The sequence below is a fragment of the Tardiphaga sp. GW822-FHT04G09 genome, assembly GCF_058800725.1.
In genome coordinates, this window is record NZ_JBXAMO010000024.1 from 62,820 (window position 1) to 84,591 (window position 21,772).

Consider the following 21,772-nt stretch of genomic DNA (forward strand, 5'->3'; position numbering starts at 1 on the left):
GGCCCACAGTGGATAAAAATGGGGCAAAACTGTCATGCGGTCGTTGCATAGCAAGGTGTCCGTCGAGGATAGTACACGCCTGCGGCACAACCGATATGTGCAGCTGTTCTCGTGACTGATTTGAGTTTTCTGATGGCATCACCTTCGTCCGCACCCGCTGGATCCGAGTCCAAGCGTCACCGCGCCCTCCCGATTCCCAAGGGCGCCGCGGACATGCCGACATTTACCCCGGATTCCTCTGTGGTCTCCGACGTGATCCCGTCGCCGAATTTCGGTGAGCGCAACAAGGGCCTCGTGCCCGATATGATCGTGCTGCACTACACCGGCATGCCCGATGCGGAAGGCGCGATTACGCGCCTGTGCAGCGCCGGCACCGATGTCTCTGCACATTACATCGTGCTCGAGGACGGCCGTATCGTGCAGACGGTGCCGGAAGCCAAGCGCGCCTGGCATGCCGGCGTCGGCTTCTGGGCCGGCGAAGAGGATATCAATTCCTGCTCCATCGGCATCGAGATCATCAATCGCGGCCATGACTGGGGCTATCCGGACTTTCCGAGCCGGCAGATCGCCGCGGTGACCGCTTTGTGCCGCGGCATCATGCTGCGCCATGATCTGCAGCCGCATCGCGTACTCGGCCATTCCGACGTCTCGCCCTCGCGCAAGAAAGATCCCGGCGAGAAATTTCCGTGGCACTCGCTGGCCAATTCCGGCGTTGGCCACTGGGTAATGCCGGCGCCGATCGTGCGCGGCGAAACCATGAAACTCGGCACCGAGGGCGAAGACGTCCTGGCGCTACAACATGCACTGGCGCGCTATGGCTACGGCATCGAGACCGACGGCCAGTACAATGCCCCGACCATGGAAGTGGTCACTGCCTTCCAGCGCCATTTCCGTCCCGAGCGCGTCGACGGTCTCGTGGATCACTCGACGTTGACGACCCTGCAGGCCCTGCTCGCCAGCCTGCCCAGCGAAGCGACAGCCTAGATCTCCGGATCGGTCATCTCGTCCAGTTCAGCCAGCCGGCGCGCGTAAAGCCGGCGCAGAGGCGCCAGCTGTGTGGCCGCGCTGGCCCGATGATACGCATCGCGGGCGGCATCGCGCCGACCGAGACGGCGCAACAAATCGGCACGCACCGCCGGCAGCAGATCGTAGCCGTCGAGGCCGCCCCGCGCCTGCAATGCGTCGATCAGATCCAAGGCACGCAGCGGACCATCGACCATCGCCACCGCCGCGGCATGGTTGAGTTCGATCACCGGCGATGGCCTGATCCGCAGCAGGACTTCGTAGAGCCCGGCGATCTGCGGCCAGTCGGTGGCTTGATAGCTTGGCGCCCGCGCATGCAGCGCCGCGATCGCGGCCTGCACCACATAGTCATCGGGGCGGCCGGGAGCCTGCAACGCATCCTCGACCAGCCGCAATCCCTCGGCAATCTGGTGATGATCCCACAGCGACCGATCCTGCGCTTCCAGCAGGACGATATCGCCATCCGCCGTCGCACGACCGGAGCGGCGCGCGTCGTGCAGCAGCATCAGCGCCAGCAGGCCTTTGACCTCGCGTCGCTGCGGCAAAAGCGCATCCAGCAAACGAGCCAGCCGGATTGCTTCCCGCGCCAGGTCCGGCCGCATCAGATCGTCGCCAGACGTGGCAACGTAGCCCTCTGTGAAAACCAGATAGATCACGGCCAACACGCCTCGCAGGCGCTGTTCGAGCGCATCCCGCCCAGGCACTTCATAGGGAATTCCGGCGATGCGGATCTTCTGTTTGGCTCGGACCAGCCGTTGCGCCATGGCGTCTTCGCCGATCAGAAACGCCCGTGCCACCTGAGCGGTGCTCAATCCACAGACGGTCCGCAGCGTCAGCGCCACCTGCACCTCCTCGGCGAAGGCCGGATGGCAGCAGATGAAAATCAGCCGCAGCATGTCGTCGTCGAGAACGGTAGCATCGCAGCGATCGTCATTTGCGCACGCATTCAGCAACAACTCGTGCGTCACCTGTTCCTGCTTGCCGCGAAACGAGACCTGACGCCTGACACGGTCGATCGCCTTGTTGCGGCCGACATTGACAAGCCACGCACGTGGATTTTCCGGCGGTGCGGCGGTTGGCCATTTTTCAAGCGCAACCGCGAAGGCATCCTGCAACGCATCTTCAGCCAAATCGAAATCGCCGACGAGGCGGATCAGCGTCGCCAGCGCGCGACCCGCCTCGTTGCGAAATATCTTGTCGATTTCGGCCAGCGTCATGACGTCAGTTATAGACCCAGACCGGCCGCACCTCGATTGAACCAATCCGCGCGCTGGGAATGCGCGCCGCAATCGCCATTGCGGCATCGAGATCCTTCGCCTCGACCAGATAGTAACCGGCGAGCTGTTCGTGCGTCTCGGCGAACGGACCGTCGGTGGTGAGCGTCTTGCCGTCGCGCACCCGCACCGTGGTCGCTGTGGTCGTCGGTTGCAGCCGGTCGGCTGCCTTGAAGTTGCCGCTCTGGACGATGGACTGGGTGAACGCACCATACTCCTCAAGCATCTTCTGGTTCTCCGCGGCGTCCCGTTTCGCGTACTCGGCTTCGCTCTGGTAGATCATCAACAGATACTGCATCTTGCTCACTCCTTTTGATCGGCGCCATTCGCCGTGACTTTGGCATGATCTGGTCCGAAAGCCGGTTTCCGCTTTTCGGGATCATGCCGTCAGTCGAACGAGCCGGCAGCAGAACGACATCTTCAGGATAATTTATTTTGGCAAAGACTGCGCGCGTTCCCGGCTTGACGCCACGGCCCTGAGCCTCCATGCCTGTGCCGTCAGTCGGCTGGACGGCCGCTCCCGCTATGGTCGAAAGGCTGTGGGAGAGGAAAGTCCGGGCTCCATCGACATACGGTGCCGGATAACGTCCGGCGGGGGTGACCCCAGGGAAAGTGCCACAGAGAACGAACCGCCTCGCCTCCCTCCGCAAGGAGATGGCGCGGTAAGGGTGAAAAGGTGCGGTAAGAGCGCACCGCGTGTCCGGCAACGGAAACGGCATGGCAAACCACACCGGGAGCAAAACCGAATAGGGACGGCAACGCAGTCAGTTCGCTCACCTTGAGCGATAACACTGCAGGGCGATGTCAGGCTCGCTGTCCGGGTAGGTTGCTTGAGGCCATAGGCAACTATGGTCCCAGAGGAATGGCCGTCACGTATCGTCGGTGCAAATCGGCGGTGCCCTACAGAACCCGGCTTACAGGCCGGCTGATAACTTTCTGAACAACGAAGGGCCCGGCGCAACACGCCGGGCCCTTCGCCAGTTCTGGCGTCGTCGGAGCTGCTCGATCAACTGGCCGCACTGGTGCGGTCGAGATCCAGTACCTGCCGCTCGAACAATCCGCGATAGATGCCGTTCGGCCGGGCGGTGAGCGTGGCATGGGTGCCCTGCTCGGCGACGCGCCCGCGGTCAAACACCAGGATGCGATCGAGGCTGCGCACCGTCGACAGGCGATGCGCGATCACGATCGAGGTGCGGCCTTTCATCAGCCGCTCCATCGCCTCCTGGATCAACGCCTCCGACTCTGAATCGAGACTCGACGTCGCCTCGTCCAGAATCAACACCGGCGCATCCGCCAGGAAAGCACGCGCCAGCGCGACACGCTGCCGCTCGCCGCCTGACAGCTTCACCCCCCGCTCACCGACCAGCGTGCCATAACCTTTCGGCAGCCGCTCGATGAAGTCATGTGCATTGGCCAGCCGCGCCGCCTGCTCGATCGCCGCTGTGCTGGCACCAGGCCGGCCATAGGCGATGTTGTCGGCCAGCGAGCGGTGAAACAGGATCGGATCCTGCTGCACGATGGCGATGCGGCTGCGCAGCGATTCCTGCGTGACATCGGCGATGTTCTGGCCGTCGATCAGGATGCGGCCGTCCGACACATCGTAGAGCCGCTGGATCAGCTTCACGAAAGTCGTCTTGCCCGAGCCCGAACGCCCGACCAGACCGACGCGTTCGCCGGCGCGGATGTCCACCGACAGACCGTCATAGAGCGGCGTCGCGTGACCGCCATAGTGGAACGTCACGTCATCGAACAGAATGCGGCCGCCGGTGATGGCAACCGGCTGGGCATCGGGAGCATCGGCGATGCCCAGTGCAACATCATGAATCGCGACAAGCTCCTCCATGTCGTTCACCGAACGCTGCAGGTTGTTGATGTGCATGCCGACATCGCGCAGATAGCCGTGGATCACGACATAGCTCGTCAGCACATAAGTGACGTCGCCTGCCGTGGCCTGCCCGTTCAGCCACAGCCATAGCGCGCCGCCGATCACCGCCGCACGCACGCACAGCAATACGGCAAGCTGCACCGTGCTCGTGGTGTTGTAGCGATACCATGTGCGCGCCACGCGTACGCGCCAGCGGCCGATGACCTGCCCCAGCCGGTCGTCCTCGCGCCGCTCCGCCCCGAAGGATTTCACCACTGCATTGCATGTCAGCGCATCCGCCAGCGTGCCGCCGACCTTGGTGTCCCAGGCATTCGATACGCGTGCGGCCGGCGCGATGTAACGCGTGGAGAACCACACGGTCATGGCGATATAGGCGACCGTGCCGACAGCGATCACACCGCCCAGCGCCGGCCAGTGCCAGCCGAGCAACAGCATCGAGCCAAGCAACACCACCAGCGACGGTAACAGCGCCATCAGCAGCGTGTCATTGAGCAGATCGACCGCCCACATGCCGCGTGTGACCTTGCGCACCGTGGAGCCCGCAAAGCTGTTGGCGTGCCAGTCGGTCGAGAAACGCTGCACGCGTGCGAAAGCCTCGCGCGACAGGTCGGACATCATGCGCAGCGTGAACGGAACGATGGCGTGGATGCCGAGCAGCCGCAGCAGCATCGACGTCGCACCAAGCGCCACGATGGCGCCGAACGCTGTAAATGCTGCCTGCCGCGCCGCCGGATCTGCGCCGCCTTTGGTAACGGCATCGACCAGCTGGCCGGAGAATAGCGGCATGAACAGATCGGCCACCGTCGCGCCGAGCAGACCGACGGCAACCGTCGCCGCACGTCCGGGCTGCCGGAACCAATGCCGGATCACGAAAGGGATCACCACGCGGATGGCGGCGGCGCGGTCTTTGGATTTCAGAGTCATGACATCATCCGGCAGCGCCCCTGCGCAGACCGGCTCCATGGTTTGACGCGCAACGGCCAGACCGAGCGCGAGCGTCCTAAAAGTACAGAAACGGGAAAGATCAGGATGGTCGGGACATCAGGCCCGACCGGCAGAGGCGGAACCGGGGCTCAATGAGCCCGCATAAATCCACATGCGTGCACCGAACCGAGAATTCCGGAGAGCAGATCAATCGACTTCATGGAGACTCTCCCTCGGTTCGAGCAATGGATGATGTTTTTATAGATGTGCCCCCGGCTTTTGGCAACAAGATGGCCAACAGCAATTGCGGACCGGCAATAGAACCGCTCCAGCCGCGCCTAGTGCCCGCCGCCGGCACTCGCGGGATTGCTGGGCTTGTTCAGCAGCATCACCATGAGGCTGAGACCGACATAGAACACCGACAGCGCGAAGAACGCGTCGCCGAAACTCATCACCACGGCCTGCCGGTGAACGATCTGCGACAGCTGCTTCATCGCCATCCGCGAGGCGTCGCCCATGCCCTGGAATTTCTGGGTGAACATGTTGAGCATCTCGACCGCCTGCGCGTTGCCCCATGTCACCTTGTCGTGCAGCCGCGTGATATGGAAATCGGTGCGGTGATCGAGCACGGTGTTGATCAGCGCGAGGCCGAGCGCACCGCCGAGATTGCGCGTCAGATTGAACAGGCCGGACGCGTTCTTCAGCATCTGCGGCGCCAGGGTGCCGAGGGCAATGTTGTTGACGGGGACCATCGCCATCATCATGCCAATGCCGCGCAGGATCTGCGGCACGAGCAATTCGTAGAAGTCGAAGTCGCGGGTAATCCAGGTCATCTGCCATGTGCCGGCAGCGAACAGCACCAATCCCGTCATGATGAGATAGCGCATGTCGATCTTCTGCATCAGACGCGCCACCAGTGGCGCCGTCAGAAACATCGCAACGCCCGAGACGAACATGGTCTCACCGATCATCAGCGCGCTGTAACCGCGGATTTCGGCGAGATAGCGCGGATAGAGATAGGTCAGACCATAGAGGCCGATGCCGACGCAGAACGAGAACAGACAGCCCAGCGCGAAGTTGCGATCGGTGAAGGCGCGGATGTCAACGATCGGTTCCTTTGCCGTCAGCACGCGCCAGAAAAACGCCACGCAGCACACAACACAGACAACGGCGAAGATCGCGATCGAGGTGTCGCCGAACCAGTCGTTGCGCGGCCCCTCTTCCAGCACATATTCCAGCGAGCCGAGGAAACCCGCCATGAAGCCGAGGCCCCACCAGTCGAAATGATCGAGCAGTTCGAAATGCGGCTCGTCGAAATCCACCAGCGCCAGCACGCCAATGGTGATGCCGATGCCGGGGACGACGTTGATGAAGAACAGCCAGTGCCATGACAGCGCGTCGGTGATGTAGCCGCCCACCGTGGGTCCTATGGTCGGCGCCAGCGTTGCGACAAGACCGATGATCGGGCCGACGATATGGAATTTGGAGCGCGGAAACACCGTGTAGGCCGAAGCAAACACCGTCGGGATCATGCCGGCGCCGAGAAAGCCCTGGATCGCGCGCCACAGGATCATCTGCTCGATCGACGAGGTGAAGCCGCACATCAGGCTGGCGAAGGTGAAGCCGGCAGCGGAGATGGCGAACAACATGCGCGTGCCGAGCGCGCGCGACAGGAAGCCCGACAGCGGGATCGCGATCACTTCCGCGATCAGATAGGCCGTCTGCACCCAGGAGACTTCGCTGGACGACGCCGACAGACCGGCCTGGATCTCAGACAGCGATGCCGAGACGATCTGGATGTCCAGGATCGACATGAACATGCCGAATACCATGATCAGAAACGCGATCAGGCGTTTCGGTGCGACGTGGTCCGCAGCCGGAGTGGCCGGCGGTGCGCCTGACACGGTTGTCGTCGTGGACATCTGCTTGTCCTGACCTAGCGCGCGGGTTCAGCACCCGGCTTGGTATTGACGCGGACATAGACCGACATGCCGGCGCGCAGGAGATTCTCCCTGGCGACGTCAGCCGGCACCCTGAGGCGCACAGGCACGCGCTGCACGATCTTGGTGAAGTTGCCGGTCGCATTGTCCGGCGGCAGCAGCGTGAACACCGAGCCCGCGGCAGGCGCGAGGCTTTCGACGGTGCCCTCGATGGCGCGGCTGCTATCCGCATCGAGCTCGATCGAGACCGGCTGACCCGGCTTCAGACGGCGCAGTTGCGTTTCCTTGAAATTGGCATCGATATAGACGTCGTTGAGCGGCACGACATTGCCGAGGCGCTGCCCCATCGAAACGAAATCACCGGTCGAGATGAGACGGTTGGAGAAGATGCCGTCCACCGGCGACTTCACGGTCGTGAAGTCGAGGTCGCGTTCGGCCTTGTCCAGCGCGCTCTGCAATTCAGCGAGCTGCGCGCGCGCCTCGTTCTGCTGCGCCTTGGTCACTTCGACGCTGCTCCTGGCGGAGTCGACGGATGCCTTCGCGGCCTTGACGGCAGCCGAGGTCTGGTCACGGTTCGACTGCGAGGTCTCATAGACCGAGCGTGAGGCAAAGCCCTGCTTGCTCAGCGTTTCCTGGCGGTCGAATTCAAGCACGGCGCGATTGGCGGCAGCATCGGCCGATACGAGCTGGGCCCGGGCCTGTTCGACAGCGCTTTCCTGCGCACCGACCTGACGGCCGATCCGTTCGATGGTGGCCTTCTGGGTGTCGATCTTGCGCTTGGCAGCATCGACGGCGATGCGATAGTCGCCATCGTCGATCCTGAAGATCACCTCGCCGGCCTTTACTGCCACGTTATCACCCGGCAGGATCTGCGCGATGTGGCCGGACACGCGCGCACCCAGCGTGGTGTTGCTGGCGCGGACATAGGCGTCGTCGGTGGACACGATGAAGCGGCCGACCAGATAATAGTTCACGCCGTAATAGACGCCCGCGACGGCGAGCAGCGCGCCGACGCCGAGCAGCACTTTTTTCTTCTTGCCGGATTTTGGCGCAGCGGTCTGCGCGGTCGCGGCCTGTGCTGCTCCGGCGGGTTGTTCAGATGCGGGCGCGTCGGCAGGACCGCGGGCGGCGGGTTCATCCGCTGCCGGCGACACGACGCGCACCGGTGCGCTGTCAGCCTCGCCTTCAGGGCGAATGATACGGGCAGCCTGGTCGCGTGGTCCGGCCATTCCGGCCATTCCGGCCTCCTAAGCATGTAAATGCGAAGACCTCCGGACAGACCGGGTTCCCGCTTGCTGCGGCAATATGTAAATTGACCGAACGGTTCGGTCAAGATAGAGTTTGGCCAGTTCATCACGATTTCGCGTTATTCTGGTTCTCTTCGGAACGGTATTTTGCTGATTCATCGAACAGGCTGAACGAATGGTTGCCTCTCACCATGCCTCCCTCTCGCCCGTCGGCGAGGAAGACAGCGCCAAGCGCCGCCAAATTCTCGATGGCGCGCGCAAGGTCTTCCTGGATCTGGGCTTCGACGGCGCCAGCATGGGGGAGATCGCGCGTGCCGCCGGCGTCTCCAAGGGGACGCTCTATGTCTATTTCACCGACAAGAGCGCGCTGTTCGAAGCGATCGTCGAGCAGGAGAAACTCGAACAGGGCAAGGCCGTCTTCAATCTCGATCCCGAGCGCGATGCGGTGACCACGCTCGGCGAATTCGGCCGTGCCTATATTCAGTTGCTGTGCCGCCCCGGCGGCGGCTCGGCGATCCGCACCGTGATGGCCATCGCGGAACGCATGCCCGATGTCGGAAAGCGCTTTTATGAAGCGGTGCTGGCACACGCGATCCGGCAGGTCGCGGCCTATCTGGATGCCCGCGTCGCTGCGCAGGAACTGGAAATCAAGGATACCGAGCTTGCCGCGGCGCAATTCATGATGTCGTGCCAGGCGACGCTGTTTCAGCCCTTCATCTTCCAGGCCAAGCCGACACCCACGCGCGCGGAGATCGACAAGGTCGTCGACAGCGCCGTGCGGATGTTCCTCGCGGCCTACCGCATCTGACAAGCCGGCCTATTCGTTCTCGTAGAAATCCTCGTCGTCAGGCGACTTGCGCGTGGACTTCTTGGCGGTGCGGCCGATCGAGCCGGTCACGCCGCCGTAGTCATTGTTGTTGCGGCTGGCATAGGGATTGCGGCTCTGCGCACGCGCGGCAATCTCCTCGCCGGAGACAGCTGCCGGCTGGCAGATCACCGGGCGCTTGGCCCGGCGCATCAGATCCACGTGAATGTGATCGTAGTGATAGACGTTGGAGCCCGGCGCCAGCACGGTGTTGAAGACCTGGCACGCGCCGCCCTGGATGTCGCGCAGGAAGCCCTGCTCTTCCGGCATGCCCTTCCAGCCTGCCTTCACCGAGATGCTGCGACCATCGGCGAGCACGAAGGCGGAGATATCGAGGGCATTGCCGAACGCATGTTCGGAAATATGCGCGCGCGAATTGCCGTTCATGCCGCGGCACGAATAGGCGGAGATCTGCTTGATCTCGGCGACGCGGACGCCGAACCAGCGCATGGCCGCCGGCTGCACGGACTCCGCAAGCCACTTGTCGAGCGCCGAGACGATCGGACAGGCGAGCGTCGCCGTCGGCTTCACGACGACGGGCCCGACCGAGCCCGTGACATTGCCGGCTCCCGGGCCGAGGCGCTGCGGCGCGTAATCCTGCGGCGGCTGGCTCTGCGGCACGCCTGAACTATAGCGGCCGTATGGCGCGCGCGGCTGCTCCTGCTGCGGCGGGCGCATCGTCTGCGGCGAACCTTCCGGCGGCAATTCGATTTCGTCCTCGCTGTCCGGCGGCACGCCAGGCGCGTTCAGCGAGATCGGTCCGTTATTGGCTGCGCCGCCATAGGACGGCTGCTGCGACGCCGCTTGCGGATAGGAACTCGGATAGCTGTTCGCCGGACGCGTCATGACCTGCGGCTGCGGCTGTGGCTGCACCGGCCAGCGCGGCTGGCTCGCACCGCCGATGCCGCCCGGCGGCCGCAAGGTTTCATCGGCAAAACCGTAGCTGCTGCTCGACTCGCCGAGCGCCGCCACCTTCAAGGGAAATTCTGCGCCGCAGACACCGGGCCCGGAAATCGGGTTGATCCGGACCAGATCAGCGCCCTCTTTCACCGTGCCTGATTTCAGACATGCGACTTCTGCCTCGGCACGCCATGGCTCACGTTCCTGGGTCTGAAACAGACCGCGGCCGCAACCTGCAAGCGATACAAGGACGACGGAGCCGACGAGATACAAACGAACTCTGCGCGTCATTCGCGCAAGGTGGTCGAAATGTTTTAAAGACTCTTCAACGCAATGAATTCACGTTTGATTCACCATGTTGCGGGCGTGGCAAAGTTCCCCGCGCAAACATGGCGATGCGCTCCCGTCCCCGAAAGGAAGAGAGCGCATGCCACATGGTGAGACGTCGATCAGAGCGCCGTGCGCCCGAACTGTTCTTCATCGACGAGCTTCGAGCCTTCCTTGATGTCGCGCAGGATGGTCGGCTGGATGAAATAGCCCGGCCGGTTCAGTCGCGGGATTGAGAACCGCATCTTGAGATCGCATCGTTATATTCGTTTGTATATCACGCTAACCGAGTTTTTGGCGGCCCTGATGTTTGCGTTGTTTCGCCCTATAGGCAGCCAGGACGCAGTAGCGGCACGGTTGCGGTGCAGCGGATTATTTACGCGTATTTTTCCTTGTATCTCTGGAACGCCCCACCGCCCTCCGCGTTACTCCGCGCGACAACGTCATAAAGGGAGGTTCCCGTGACTATGATGGGTCAACTGAGCGTTGTGACGGCCTATGCGGCAATCGTCTTTGTCGGCGCTATCGTGTTGGGCTTGCTGTAGACCCCCGTTCCCGTAATTTTTCCCTGACTTTGGCGTCCGCTCCCACCGAGCGGGCGCTTTTTGCTGTCATGTCATGCGAATAGCCGATTGACAGTATGACGCAGGGTGGGTCCTGATACCCGTCTTTACGAGCGCTTGCGCATACCGCTGCACGGTAGATGAGCGCCGGAAATATCGAAGTCAGGAAACGTCCATGCGCAGAATTTTTGCCGCCGCTGTTGCCGTTTTTTTGTCCGCCGCCGCGCTCGCCGCCCCCGCCGCTGCGCAAACTCCGATCAAGATCATGGTCGGCGGCATCGACAAACAGATCTATCTGCCGGCGAAGCTCGCGGCGCAACTCGGCTTCTTCAAGGAACAGGGTCTCGACGTCGAACTGTTCAATTCGACCTCCGGTTCGCAGGCCGCGACCGCGCTGCTCGCCCGTGAAGTCCAGGGCGTGGTCGGGTTCTACGATCACACCATCGATCTGCAGTCCAAAGGCAAGTTCATCACCTCGGTGGTGCAGTTCGCCGTCGCGCCTGGCGAAGTCGTGCTGGTGAAAGCCGCGGATGCGGACAAGCTGAAGGATCCCGCCAACTGGAAGGGCCAGGCGCTCGGCGTTACCGGGCTCGGCTCCGCCACCGACTTCCTGACCCGCGCGCTCGCCGCCAAGGCAGGGCTGAAGGTGCAGGACTACACGCTGGTCCCGGTCGGCGCCGGCGATACGTTCCTGGCTTCCATGCAGCAGGGGAAAATCGTTTCCGGCATGACCACGGAGCCGACGGTGGCGCGCGCGGTCAAGAACGGCACGGCCAAAGTCGGCATCGACCTGCGCACGCCGGAAAGCACCCGCGCTGCACTTGGCGGCGATTATCCGGCCGCGTGTCTCTATATGGACCGCGCCTGGATGGAGGCGAACAAGGAGACCGCGCAGAAGGTCGTCAATGCCTTCGTGAAGACGCTGAAGTGGATGAACAGCCACTCGCCCGAGGAAATCGCGGCCCAGATGCCGAAGGACTATTATGCCGGCGAACTCGACCTCTACGTGCAGGGTCTGCGCGAAGGCAAGCCGCAATATTCGGTCGACGGCATGATGCCGGCGGGTGCACCGGAATCGGTGCTGAGCGTGCTGAACAGCTTCTCGCCCAACCTCAAGGGCAAGACCATCGACCTCGCCAAGACCTACACCACGGATTTCGTGGTCAAAGCCAACGCGACGAACTGAGCATGACCGCAATCGCATCGCCCTCCGCCGTCGCGCTGAAGAACGTCGCGCGCCGCTTCGTCACGCCTTCGGGTGACGTTCTCTCCGCGCTCGAGGATTTCGACCTCAGCATTGCGCCCGGCGAATTCATGGCCGTGGTCGGCCCCACCGGCTGCGGCAAGTCGACGACGCTCGGGCTGATCGCCGGCCTCGCCCGCCCGCAAGGTGGCGAGGTCACATTATTCGATGCGCCGGTGACCGGTGTCGATCGCCGCGTTGGCTTCGTGTTCCAGCAGGATGCGGTATTCCCGTGGCGCGACGTGCTCGGCAATGTCATGGCCGGACCGCTGTTTCGCGGCGTACCGAAAGACAGGGCGGAGGCCGCCGCGCGTGACTGGATCATTCGCGTCGGACTGAAGGGCTTCGAACATCATCATCCGCATCAGCTCTCCGGTGGCATGCGCAAGCGCGTGGCGCTGGCGCAGACCTTCATCAACAATCCGCAGGTGCTGCTGATGGACGAGCCATTCTCCGCGCTCGACGTGCAGACCCGCGAATTGATGCAGGAGGAATTGCTGCAACTCTGGGCGCAGGCGAAATCAGCGGTGCTGTTCGTGACGCATGATCTCGACGAAGCCATCCTGCTGGCCGACCGCGTTGCGGTGCTGACCACGCGACCGGCGCGGGTGAAGTCCGTCCACACCATCGACCTGCCGCGCCCGCGCGATGTCGCCACCTTGCGCTACGACGAACGCTTCATCGCCATTGCGCGAAAAATCTCCGACGACCTGCGCGAGTAAGTCTTGCGCGCACGGGCGGGACATTGACATGACCGAGTCAACAGTGACCGCCCCTCTCGCCACCGACGGCCGCATCGAGACCGCCGTTCAGCGCATGCGCCGCCACCAGCGCCTGGTGCTGACGCTACGGCTTGCCGTTCTTGTATTCCTGATTGGCGGCTGGGAATTCGGCGTCCGCCTCGGCGTCATCGATCCGTTCTTCTTCGGCCAGCCATCCGGCATCGTCACCAAGCTGATCGACTGGACCGAGAACGGCACCTCGATCGGGCCGCTGTGGAAGCAGATCTGGGTCACGATCTACGAGGCCGGCGCCGGCTTCCTGATCGGTTCGGTCATGGGCATCCTGTGCGGCATCGCGCTGGGGCGTAACCAGCTCCTGTCGGACGTGTTCTCGATTTACATCAAAGTGGCGAATTCGATCCCGCGCGTCGTGCTCGGCTCGATCTTCATCGTCGCCCTCGGCCTCGGCGCGGCCTCGAAGATCGCGCTCGCTGTCGTCATGGTGTTCTTCGTGGTGTTCGCCAATGCCTTTCAGGGCGTGCGCGAGGCCGACAAGAACCTGATCGCCAATGCGCGCATCCTCGGTGCCAGCAACTGGCAGATGACCCGCGCCGTGGTGCTGCCCTCGGCGCTGTCGTGGATCCTCGCCAGTCTCCATGTGTCGTTCGGCTTCGCCCTGGTCGGCGCCATCGTCGGCGAATTTCTCGGCGCCCGCGAAGGCATGGGGCTGCTGATTGCCACCGCGCAGGGCTCGTTCGATTCCAACGGCGTCTTCGCCGCGATGATCGTCATTGCGATCGTGGCGCTGCTGGCCGAATGGATCCTGACCATGATCGAGAACCGGCTGCTGACCTGGCGCCCGGATACCACCGTTAACGAGTAATATCCGAAGCCCGGCGCGCTTGATTCAAATCGCCGCGCCGGCGGTCATTTCTTCTGCAACAATGTTGTCCGCTTCCCCCGCGACGACACATTACTCCGCCGCGACGAAACCGTTTTGCACGATTGACGCAAATTTCCTGAAACGGCCGCTGGGTACATCTCCTGCCAACGAGACGCCGAACGGGCGCTCATTCACAGGCCCCCAAACGGAGTTTCCCATGATCACCCTCGCGTCCTTCGAACGAAAAATTCGCCGTGCCGCCGTTGCCATTGGCGCGCTCATTGCCGGCGCCTTCTCCTTTGCCCATCCGGCAGCCGCAACGCCGCTGCCGCTGTTTCCGTTCTTCATGGCGCCGCCAGTACAGAGCGAGCCTTCGCCTTACATGCAGTCCCCGCAGATCGATGACGAACGCCCGGCCATCGAACAGCCCGCGCGCTTCAAACGCCAGATCGTCAGCTATCCGACCCGCGAAGCCCCCGGCACTGTCATCGTCGATACGCCGAACACCTATCTCTATTACGTGCTCGGCAATGGTCAGGCGATCCGCTACGGCATCGGTGTCGGCCGCGATGGCTTCACCTGGTCCGGTGTGCAGACCGTGACCCGCAAGGCCGAATGGCCGGCATGGACCCCGCCCGCTGAAATGATCGCGCGCCAGCCCTATCTGCCACGTCACATGGCCGGCGGCCCCGGCAACCCGCTCGGCGCCCGCGCGATGTATCTCGGTGGCACGATCTATCGCATCCACGGCACCAATATGCCGGAGACCATCGGCACACAGGTCTCGTCGGGCTGCATCCGCCTCACCAATCAGGACGTGTCTGATCTGTATTCCCGTGTCACTGTCGGCACCAGGGTCGTCGTGCTGCCGATGGATCGCCGCGCAGAGGGCGCAAGTGGCAAACGCGGCTAATCTGAGGCGCGGCTCCTAACTGGCGCGGGTCGTCCCGGCATTGTAGTGTCCCCGCGTTTTCGAGCGGGGACATCATGCGTCTAAAACCAATTCTGATCGGCGCCGTGCTGGTCGCGATCTTTTTCCTGGTCGCCCTCAAGGTGATGGACTATGTGGCACCCCGCGGCGCCGGTTCGGCGCCGGTGCTGGTCGCCTTGCCGCCACTGCCGGCTTCGCCTACGCGCAGCTCCACCATCGTCGCCCCCGTCGCCATCGCACTCACCGCGATCCGCGATGCCGCCGACCGCGGCGCGCCGCACAGCTTCAATGGCACCGCGGATAATCCCGCACAGCAACTGCTTCAGGATGCCGATATCAAGTGGACGGCGGCGCGAGGGCCGATCGCAGCCACCGGCGCGCAGGACACGCTGACCATGTCGACGCCGTTGACCGGCACGCTCAATGTCTCCGGCGCGATCTCGACAAATGTCCGCGACGCCCTGGGCGGCGCCCTCGGCAACCTGCTGGGGGGCAATGTCGCCAAGCAACTCGGCAACATCAACATCAAGAACGTCAATGCCAATGCGGAAATCCGTGGCAATGTGGTGGTCTCGGCGCAGCCGCGGCTGACCCCGAACTGGCGCATCGAACCGAACCTCGCAGCTCAGGTGACGCTCGGCGACACCAGTGCATCGGTCGCAGGTGCGCGCATCAATGTGCCGGCACAGGTCAAGCCGATGATCGACAATGCGGTCAACGAGCAGATCGCCGCCGTGCAGCAGCGGCTGCGCAACGACCCGGCTTTCGAGCAAAATGCCCGGCGCGAATGGGCCAGGCTCTGCAGGTCGATTCCGCTGCAGGGAGCAAGCGCGTTGCAAAGCCTGTTCCTCGAACTGAAGCCGACGCGTGCCGTTGCTGCCCAGCCGCGCATCGATGCCAGCAATGTGACGCTGACACTCGGCGTCGAAGCCGAAACGCGCGTGACGTCGACACAGACCCAGCCGAATTGTCCGTTCCCTGCCACGCTGGTCATCGTGCCGCCTGGCCCCGGCAAACTCAGCATCGGTGTGCCCGTGGACATGCCGTTCACTGAACTGAACAAGATCATCGAGGCGCAACTCGCCGGCAAGACGTTCCCGGAAGACAATTCCGGCGCGGTCGCAGTGACGGTGAAGAAGGCAACCGTCTCGGCCTCCGGCGACCGTCTGCTCATCTCGTTGCTGGTGAATGCGAAGGAGAAGCAGAGCTGGTTCGGCCTTGGCGGCGAAGCGACCGTCCACGTCTGGGGCAAGCCGGCGCTCGATCAGGCGGCGCAGACGCTGCGTTTCACTGATCTGGAACTCGCCGTTGAATCTGAAGCGGCCTTCGGCCTGCTCGGCGCGGCAGCGCGTGCAGCCATGCCATTGCTACAGAACACGCTGGCCGAACGTGCGACCATCGATCTGAAACCCTTTGCCTCGAACGCGCAAAAGAAGATCGCCGCTGCCATCGCCGACTTCCAGAAGAACGAAAATGGCATCCGCGTCGGCGCCGAGATCAGCAGCCTCCGCCTTGGCGGGATCGCTTTCGATTCCAAAACGCTCCGGGTGATCGCGGAGGCCGACGGCGCCATCAATGTGAATGTGACGGCGCTGCCAAATCTGTAAGGCCCAACGCCTCGACCGATCACGGAAAACTGCTCTGTCTCGTTCTTGCCCCTCAAAATGAACGGGCGCAGGATGCCGGCGCTAGCCAAGCTGCACAAGCAGCGAAAATCCCAGGGAGCACGCCCCATGAAGTCACTTACCGCCACAGTTGTGGCCGGCCTTGCTGTCGCATTCATGTCCTCGACAGCCCATGCTCAGATTTCCGACGACGTCGTCAAGATCGGCGTGTTGACGGATATGTCGAGCCTGTACGCGGACGCCACCGGCAAGGGGTCGGTTGTTGCGACCGAAATGGCCGTCGCCGACTATGGCGGCAAGGCCGGAGGCAAGCCGGTGCAGGTGATTTCTGCGGATCACCAGAACAAGCCTGATGTCGGCGTCAACATTGCGCGTAACTGGTACGACAATGACAAGGTCGACGCGATCTTCGACGTGCCGACATCGTCCGTCGCGCTTCCGATCTCGGCACTGACCCGCGAGAAGAACAAGATTCACATCAATTCCGGCGGCGGCAGTTCGGATATCACCGGCGCGCAGTGTTCGCCGAACACCGTGCACTGGACCTATGACACCTATGCGCTCTCGAATGTTGCCGGAAAGGCGATGGTGAAGCGCGGCGAAGACAGCTGGTTCTTCATCACGGCCGATTACGCATTCGGTGCGGCGCTGGAGCGCGATGCTGCCAATGTCGTGAAGGAGACCGGAGGCAAGGTGATCGGCGCGGTCAAGCATCCGCTCAACTCGTCGGACTTCTCCTCATTCCTGCTGCAGGCCCAGGCCTCCAAGGCCAAGGTGGTTGCGCTGGCCAATGCCGGCGGCGACACCACGAATGCGCTGAAACAGGCGGCAGAGTTCGGCATCATCAAGGGCGGCCAGAAGATGATCGCGCTGCTGCAGGAGATCACCGACACCCATGCTCTCGGGGTCAAGGAAGCGCAGGGCCTGATCGCCACCGACGCATTCTATTGGGACATGAATGATGAGACCCGCGCCTTCTCCAAACGGTTCAATGAGAAGGTCGGGCATATGCCGACGATGATCCAGGCCGGTCTCTATTCGGCCACCATGCACTACCTGAAAGCCATCGATGCTATCGGTACCGATGAGGCGCCAAAAGTGATGGCACAGATGAAGGCTACGCCGATCCACGACTTCTTCGCCAAGAACGGCAAGATCCGCGAGGACGGCCGCATGATCCACGAGATGTATCTGTTCGAAGTGAAGAAGCCTGAAGAGTCCAAGGGAGAATGGGATCTCTATAAGCTGCTTGCAGAAGTTCCCGGCGATGAGGCGTTCCGTCCGCTCGACAAAGGCGGCTGCCCGCTGGTGAAGGGCAAGTCATAAAACAACGGTAATCGCTATTCGTCACGAAAAGCGCGCGCCCGGAAATCGGACGCGCGCTTCTCATTCACTTGAAGCTACGCTGGTACTTGAGGCTACGCTGGATCGCCTTAGGTCGAATACTTGAACTCAGGCATCGCCTTCAGCTGATCCTTGCTGGCGCCGCTCAGCACCGCATGGTCAGGGTACCAGGGATTCGACTTCGCTGGCGTTGCGGCTGCAGGAGCCGTACCCGAGGTGGCTGCGCCCGTTGTCATGCCGCTCGACGTCGAGGTCGACTTCATGCCCGACGAACCGCCAGTTGAAGACACTGTGGTCGCGACCGGCTCGTTCACGAATTTGACCTTGTCATAAGGCACAGCGATCAAATGTTCGCCCACGCCAAGGAAACCACCAACGCCGATCACCACGGCCTTGATGTTACCTTCCTTGTCGGTCAGCAGGTCGTTGATCGAGCCGAGGCTCTCATTGGCTTCGTTATAAACATTAAGGCCTACGATCTTCGAAGTCCGCCAATTACCATTGAACGTCGAATCCGACGCCCTGACCGGCGCAGCTGCTGGCGGTGTGGTTGTCGTCGTATTCGGGCTTTGCGCAAAGGCCGCTGTTGCCAGCAGTGCCGAACCAACGATACCAGCCGTCATATATTTCTTGAACATATGTTCCTCCTGTCGTTGTGGAAACTCAAAACCAACGCGGAGATACAATGACTGTTCCGGTTCCACACGAAATTGGGTGCTAGAATTCGCCCCAATAGGGTGCAACGCCGTAGTGGCGATGCAGCGCTTCTTCCTGCGACCGATCGCCCCAGTCGAATTCGCGTTGCTCCGTAAATGACGGCGCGCTGCGCAATTCCTCTTCGCTGATATCAAGTTGATAGGCGTCAAGTTTGCGATTGAAGGTCAGTCGCGCCCAAGGCAGCGGCAGCAGATTCGAGCCGAGACCGAGAAAGCCACCGAAGCTGAGGATCGCGTAGGACACTTTGCCACTGATCTTGTCGATCATCAGCCGCTCGATATGACCGATGCGTTCGCCGTTCGGACGCCGCACCGCTGTTCCCTCGATCCGGTCGCTGGCAATCAGACTATGCGGCTTCGTCATGACGTCGGGTGTCATTGTCGCCTCCATAAATCAGCTTAAGGAATGATAACGACCAGGCGCGATCCTTGTTCCGGCAAAAGCTTGAAAGGGAGTTTGCAAAAAAACCACCTTTCCCTTGCGGGAAAGATGGCCTGTTTAATCGTAAGCGTCGCCGTCGTCGTATCAGGTCTGGTAGTCGATCAGCAGCGCGGTAAAGGACGTGGTGCTGCTCAATGCCGTCGTGTTGGTTCCGCTGGCGCTGTAGGAACTCGAGGACGAGGCCTCCAATGATTGCTTCAGCGAGTCCAGGAACTGCTTCATGATGTCGGAGACGCTGCTCGTACTGGTCGTACCATCGGTGCTGTCGCTGCTATCAGCGGTGTTCGACGGCGGAGGGCCGCCATGACCACCGCCGGGATGTGGGCCGCCGGCGCCGTGATGGCCACCCGCTTCACCTGGTCCGCCATTGGCAAAGGCCGACTGGAACACGCCCTGCAATTCGGTGGCCTGGTCCGAGGTCAGCTTGCCGCTGGAAATCTGGGCACTGATCAGGTCGTCGATCTTCGATTTCATATCATCGGGCGATGGCCGGGTCCCGCTGCTCTGGCCCGAACGATCGGCCTGCAACGACGTGTCGATATCGGTCAAAGCAGACGACAGCGCATCCTGATCGCCGCTGCTGATTTTCCCCGACGTAAGTTCAGACTGCAGCTCCTGCTGCAGTTTCTGAAGAGGGGACTGGTAGGAACTGCTGGACGCAGCCGAGATAGAGGTCATGATCTGCTCCAAGATGCTTGCCGAGTGCTCGCAACTTGCGGTTAACCTTCTTAACGAGGTCTTGTTCTCGCCTTGCCGACATGTTGCGGGTTGTTACACCCAGCACACCAGCAATAGTCTGAAACAAAAAACTTCTGCAGCCCGAGCCGATCCCGGCCAAAAGAGTTCGCATGGCAAACGTACCGAACATCCTGGTCGTGGAAGACGACCGCGAAACCCGTACGCTGATCGCAAAGTATCTGCGTACCAATTCCTGCAACGTCACCACCGCTGCCGACGGGCGCGAGATGGAAAAGGTGATGGCCGACACCCGCGTCGACCTGTTGATCCTCGACGTCATGCTGCCCGGCGAAGACGGCCTCAGCCTGTGCCGCAAGGTCCGCGCGGAGTCGCAACTGCCGATCATCATGCTGACCGCTCGCGGTGAGGACGTGGACCGTATCCTCGGCCTGGAGATGGGCGCAGACGATTACCTGCCGAAGCCGTTCAATCCGCGCGAATTGCTGGCGCGCATCAATGCGGTGCTGCGCCGACAGGCCACGGCGCTCAATGCAAGCGCCACGCCGAACGCCACGGCGCTGTCATTCGCCGGCTGGCAGATCGACCTGCGCCTGCGCGAATTGCGTAATCCCGAAGGCGCGCGCGTCGCCATGACCTCGGCCGAATTCGATCTGCTGCGCGCATTTGTCGAGCGCTCCGGTCGCGTGCTGTCGCGCGACAGCCTGCTCGATCTCACGCAAGGCCGCAGCGCCGGCTCGTTCGAGCGCAGTATCGACGTGCTGGTCAGCCGTATCCGTCGCAAGATCGAGATCGATCCGCAGGACGCACAGATGATCAAGACGGTGCGATCCGGCGGTTACATGTTCACACCCACCGTGGAAGCGGTTGCGACAGCAACCCCCAACTAGTCGACAGGGATGTTCAGCGTCCTCAATTTACGCCGGATCAGCGGCCAGATCACCGCTCTGGTGGTGATATCGATCGTTGCGATCCACGTCGTCCTCTCGATTCTGTTCACGCTGATGCGGCCGGATCAGAACGACCCGCAGCGGGATCGCGGCCACGGCGAGTTGATTGCGATTGTCCGCCTGTTGAGTGCGACGCCAGCGGCTGACCGCTCCGCCTTGCTGGTGAACCTGAAGAACGCCTTCCCCCATTTCGACATCCAACCGGTCGCGCCGGGAGCGGCGGTGACCACCGACGATCGTCCCGACTATACGCGTCGCGGCCTGCGCCGAGGGCTCGGCCCGGGCGTGCGGCTGCTGGCGATCACCGGCGAGCCGGACAGGCTCGGGATTGCATTGCCGGGCGGCGAGATATTCTCGTTCAGCAGCCGACCGGAGCGACGGCCCGGTTTCTTTCTGGGCGGTCCGTGGGTTCTGACATTTCTGTTCGTGGTGATCAGCCTGACGCTGCTGGGCCTGTGGGCGGCGCGCATGCTGGCGGCTCCGCTCTCGGCCTTTGCGAAAGCAGCCGAAGAATTCAGCCTCAGCGGCTCGGCCGAACCTCTCCCGGAACGCGGTCCCGAAGAAATCCGTTCGGTAGCGCGCGCCCTGAATCGGATGCGCGAACGTATCGGCACGCTGATCGACGACCGCACCAAGATGCTCGCCGCCATCAGCCACGACCTGCGCACGCCGATTACCCGCTTGCGTCTTCGCTCGGAATTCATCGAGGATGACGGCCATCGCAGTCATATGCTGCGTGATCTCGATCAGATGCGCTCGATGCTGGAAGCCGTGCTGTCATTCCTGCGCAACGACCGCCGCCTCGAGGCGATGACACTCACCGATATCGCAACCACATTGCAGCTGATCGCCGATCAGTTTGCCGATATCGGCCACACGGTCACCTATCAGGGGCCGTCCCATGCCATGGCCATGGCGCGACCCGACGATCTGCATCGCGCGGTGACCAACCTTGTCGAGAACGCCGTAAAATTCGGCTCCGAGGCGACAATCTCCCTGACCATGTCAGAGGGTGGCGCCATCATCGACGTCGCCGATGACGGTCCCGGCATTTCCGATGCACAGAAGAACGCGATGCTGCAGCCCTTCGTGCGCGGCGATGACGCCCGCAATATGGACCATGAAGCCGCGGGCTTCGGGCTCGGCCTGTCGATTGCCCGCGCCGTGACGCTGGCCCATGGCGGCGAGCTGACATTGCTGGATCGTCAGCCGCACGGCCTGATCGTGCGCATTACGCTGCCAGCACGGGATACGAGAGCCGCAGCATAAGGC

20 protein-coding genes and 1 other RNA gene are annotated in these 21,772 nt (G+C 62.4%); 11 read left to right on the top strand and 10 right to left on the bottom strand.

The features are described from left to right. Nucleotides 1–132 precede the first annotated feature (132 nt). Nucleotides 133–984, top strand: coding sequence for an N-acetylmuramoyl-L-alanine amidase (locus AC1RLZ_RS27280; RefSeq protein WP_493191179.1), 852 nt, complete (start codon nucleotides 133–135; stop codon nucleotides 982–984). On the opposite strand, the gene AC1RLZ_RS27285 is transcribed toward AC1RLZ_RS27280, so the two are convergent. Beyond that, on the bottom strand, nucleotides 981–2,240 hold the full coding sequence (locus AC1RLZ_RS27285; protein ID WP_493191180.1) for an RNA polymerase sigma factor: 1,260 nt from the start codon (nucleotides 2,238–2,240) through the stop codon (nucleotides 981–983). The two genes, AC1RLZ_RS27280 and AC1RLZ_RS27285, sit on opposite strands and share 4 nt — an antisense overlap. 4 nt (nucleotides 2,241–2,244) lie before the next feature. Beyond that, nucleotides 2,245–2,595, bottom strand: coding sequence for a YciI family protein (locus AC1RLZ_RS27290; RefSeq protein WP_493191181.1), 351 nt, complete (start codon nucleotides 2,593–2,595; stop codon nucleotides 2,245–2,247). A 200-nt stretch (nucleotides 2,596–2,795) separates the two neighbouring features. Between AC1RLZ_RS27290 and rnpB the strand changes: the two genes are divergently transcribed. After that, an RNA gene (rnpB, locus tag AC1RLZ_RS27295) (RNase P RNA component class A) lies at nucleotides 2,796–3,230 on the top strand. 73 nt (nucleotides 3,231–3,303) lie between these two features. Here the strand turns inward: rnpB and AC1RLZ_RS27300 are convergent. From AC1RLZ_RS27300 to AC1RLZ_RS27310, 3 genes are all read right to left on the bottom strand, one after another. Next, nucleotides 3,304–5,106, bottom strand: a complete 1,803-nt coding sequence (locus AC1RLZ_RS27300) for an ABC transporter ATP-binding protein (RefSeq protein WP_493191182.1) — start codon at nucleotides 5,104–5,106, stop codon at nucleotides 3,304–3,306. 338 nt (nucleotides 5,107–5,444) lie between these two features. Continuing rightward, nucleotides 5,445–7,028 (bottom strand): DHA2 family efflux MFS transporter permease subunit, encoded by a 1,584-nt coding sequence (locus AC1RLZ_RS27305; protein WP_493191183.1) that lies wholly within the window; start codon nucleotides 7,026–7,028, stop codon nucleotides 5,445–5,447. Between the two features lie 14 nt (nucleotides 7,029–7,042). Beyond that, the gene (locus AC1RLZ_RS27310) at nucleotides 7,043–8,275 is read right to left on the bottom strand and encodes an HlyD family secretion protein (RefSeq protein WP_493191202.1); all 1,233 of its coding nucleotides are present in this window, start codon (nucleotides 8,273–8,275) and stop codon (nucleotides 7,043–7,045) included. Between the two features lie 193 nt (nucleotides 8,276–8,468). On the opposite strand from AC1RLZ_RS27310, the gene AC1RLZ_RS27315 reads away from it, so the two are divergent. Continuing rightward, nucleotides 8,469–9,101, top strand: coding sequence for a TetR/AcrR family transcriptional regulator (locus AC1RLZ_RS27315; RefSeq protein WP_493191184.1), 633 nt, complete (start codon nucleotides 8,469–8,471; stop codon nucleotides 9,099–9,101). Nucleotides 9,102–9,110: 9 nt separating this feature from the next. Here the strand turns inward: AC1RLZ_RS27315 and AC1RLZ_RS27320 are convergent, their stop codons facing one another. Continuing rightward, nucleotides 9,111–10,349: an extensin-like domain-containing protein gene (locus AC1RLZ_RS27320; protein WP_493191185.1), complete on the bottom strand. Its 1,239-nt coding sequence runs from the start codon at nucleotides 10,347–10,349 to the stop codon at nucleotides 9,111–9,113. Nucleotides 10,350–10,507: 158 nt separating this feature from the next. Continuing rightward, nucleotides 10,508–10,630 carry a hypothetical protein gene (locus AC1RLZ_RS27325; protein ID WP_493191186.1) on the bottom strand — a complete coding sequence of 41 codons (123 nt, stop codon included), beginning with the start codon at nucleotides 10,628–10,630 and terminating at the stop codon, nucleotides 10,508–10,510. 493 nt (nucleotides 10,631–11,123) lie between these two features. Between AC1RLZ_RS27325 and AC1RLZ_RS27330 the strand changes: the two genes are divergently transcribed. From AC1RLZ_RS27330 to AC1RLZ_RS27355, 6 genes are all read left to right on the top strand, one after another. Beyond that, nucleotides 11,124–12,134, top strand: a complete 1,011-nt coding sequence (locus tag AC1RLZ_RS27330) for an ABC transporter substrate-binding protein (RefSeq protein WP_493191187.1) — start codon at nucleotides 11,124–11,126, stop codon at nucleotides 12,132–12,134. A 2-nt stretch (nucleotides 12,135–12,136) separates the two neighbouring features. Continuing rightward, the gene (locus tag AC1RLZ_RS27335; protein ID WP_493191188.1) at nucleotides 12,137–12,913 is read left to right on the top strand and encodes an ABC transporter ATP-binding protein; all 777 of its coding nucleotides are present in this window, start codon (nucleotides 12,137–12,139) and stop codon (nucleotides 12,911–12,913) included. A gap of 28 nt (nucleotides 12,914–12,941) precedes the next feature. Next, nucleotides 12,942–13,796 (top strand): ABC transporter permease, encoded by an 855-nt coding sequence (locus AC1RLZ_RS27340; protein ID WP_371423731.1) that lies wholly within the window; start codon nucleotides 12,942–12,944, stop codon nucleotides 13,794–13,796. 217 nt (nucleotides 13,797–14,013) lie between these two features. Next, nucleotides 14,014–14,709, top strand: coding sequence for a L,D-transpeptidase (locus tag AC1RLZ_RS27345; protein ID WP_493191189.1), 696 nt, complete (start codon nucleotides 14,014–14,016; stop codon nucleotides 14,707–14,709). A gap of 74 nt (nucleotides 14,710–14,783) precedes the next feature. Beyond that, nucleotides 14,784–16,334, top strand: a complete 1,551-nt coding sequence (locus AC1RLZ_RS27350) for a DUF4403 family protein (protein WP_493191190.1) — start codon at nucleotides 14,784–14,786, stop codon at nucleotides 16,332–16,334. Nucleotides 16,335–16,460: 126 nt separating this feature from the next. Next, complete coding sequence (locus tag AC1RLZ_RS27355; protein WP_371423728.1) at nucleotides 16,461–17,678, top strand: ABC transporter substrate-binding protein; 1,218 nt, start codon at nucleotides 16,461–16,463, stop codon at nucleotides 17,676–17,678. 107 nt (nucleotides 17,679–17,785) lie between these two features. Here AC1RLZ_RS27355 and AC1RLZ_RS27360 read toward each other — a convergent pair whose 3' ends face one another. The 3 genes from AC1RLZ_RS27360 to AC1RLZ_RS27370 all read right to left on the bottom strand — a co-directional run bounded on the left by AC1RLZ_RS27360 (nucleotide 17,786) and on the right by AC1RLZ_RS27370 (nucleotide 19,532). Next, nucleotides 17,786–18,334: a PRC-barrel domain-containing protein gene (locus tag AC1RLZ_RS27360; protein ID WP_493191191.1), complete on the bottom strand. Its 549-nt coding sequence runs from the start codon at nucleotides 18,332–18,334 to the stop codon at nucleotides 17,786–17,788. 79 nt (nucleotides 18,335–18,413) lie between these two features. Then, the gene (locus AC1RLZ_RS27365) at nucleotides 18,414–18,791 is read right to left on the bottom strand and encodes a PRC-barrel domain-containing protein (RefSeq protein WP_493191192.1); all 378 of its coding nucleotides are present in this window, start codon (nucleotides 18,789–18,791) and stop codon (nucleotides 18,414–18,416) included. 147 nt (nucleotides 18,792–18,938) lie between these two features. Continuing rightward, entirely contained in the window at nucleotides 18,939–19,532 is a 594-nt protein-coding gene (locus AC1RLZ_RS27370; RefSeq protein ID WP_493191193.1) for a hypothetical protein, read from the bottom strand. A gap of 170 nt (nucleotides 19,533–19,702) precedes the next feature. Between AC1RLZ_RS27370 and AC1RLZ_RS27375 the strand changes: the two genes are divergently transcribed. Both AC1RLZ_RS27375 and AC1RLZ_RS27380 read left to right on the top strand, forming a co-directional pair. Next, nucleotides 19,703–20,440 carry a response regulator gene (locus AC1RLZ_RS27375; RefSeq protein ID WP_371423724.1) on the top strand — a complete coding sequence of 246 codons (738 nt, stop codon included), beginning with the start codon at nucleotides 19,703–19,705 and terminating at the stop codon, nucleotides 20,438–20,440. Nucleotides 20,441–20,449: 9 nt separating this feature from the next. Then, complete coding sequence (locus AC1RLZ_RS27380; RefSeq protein ID WP_493191194.1) at nucleotides 20,450–21,769, top strand: ATP-binding protein; 1,320 nt, start codon at nucleotides 20,450–20,452, stop codon at nucleotides 21,767–21,769. The last annotated feature ends 3 nt before the right edge of the window (nucleotides 21,770–21,772 follow it).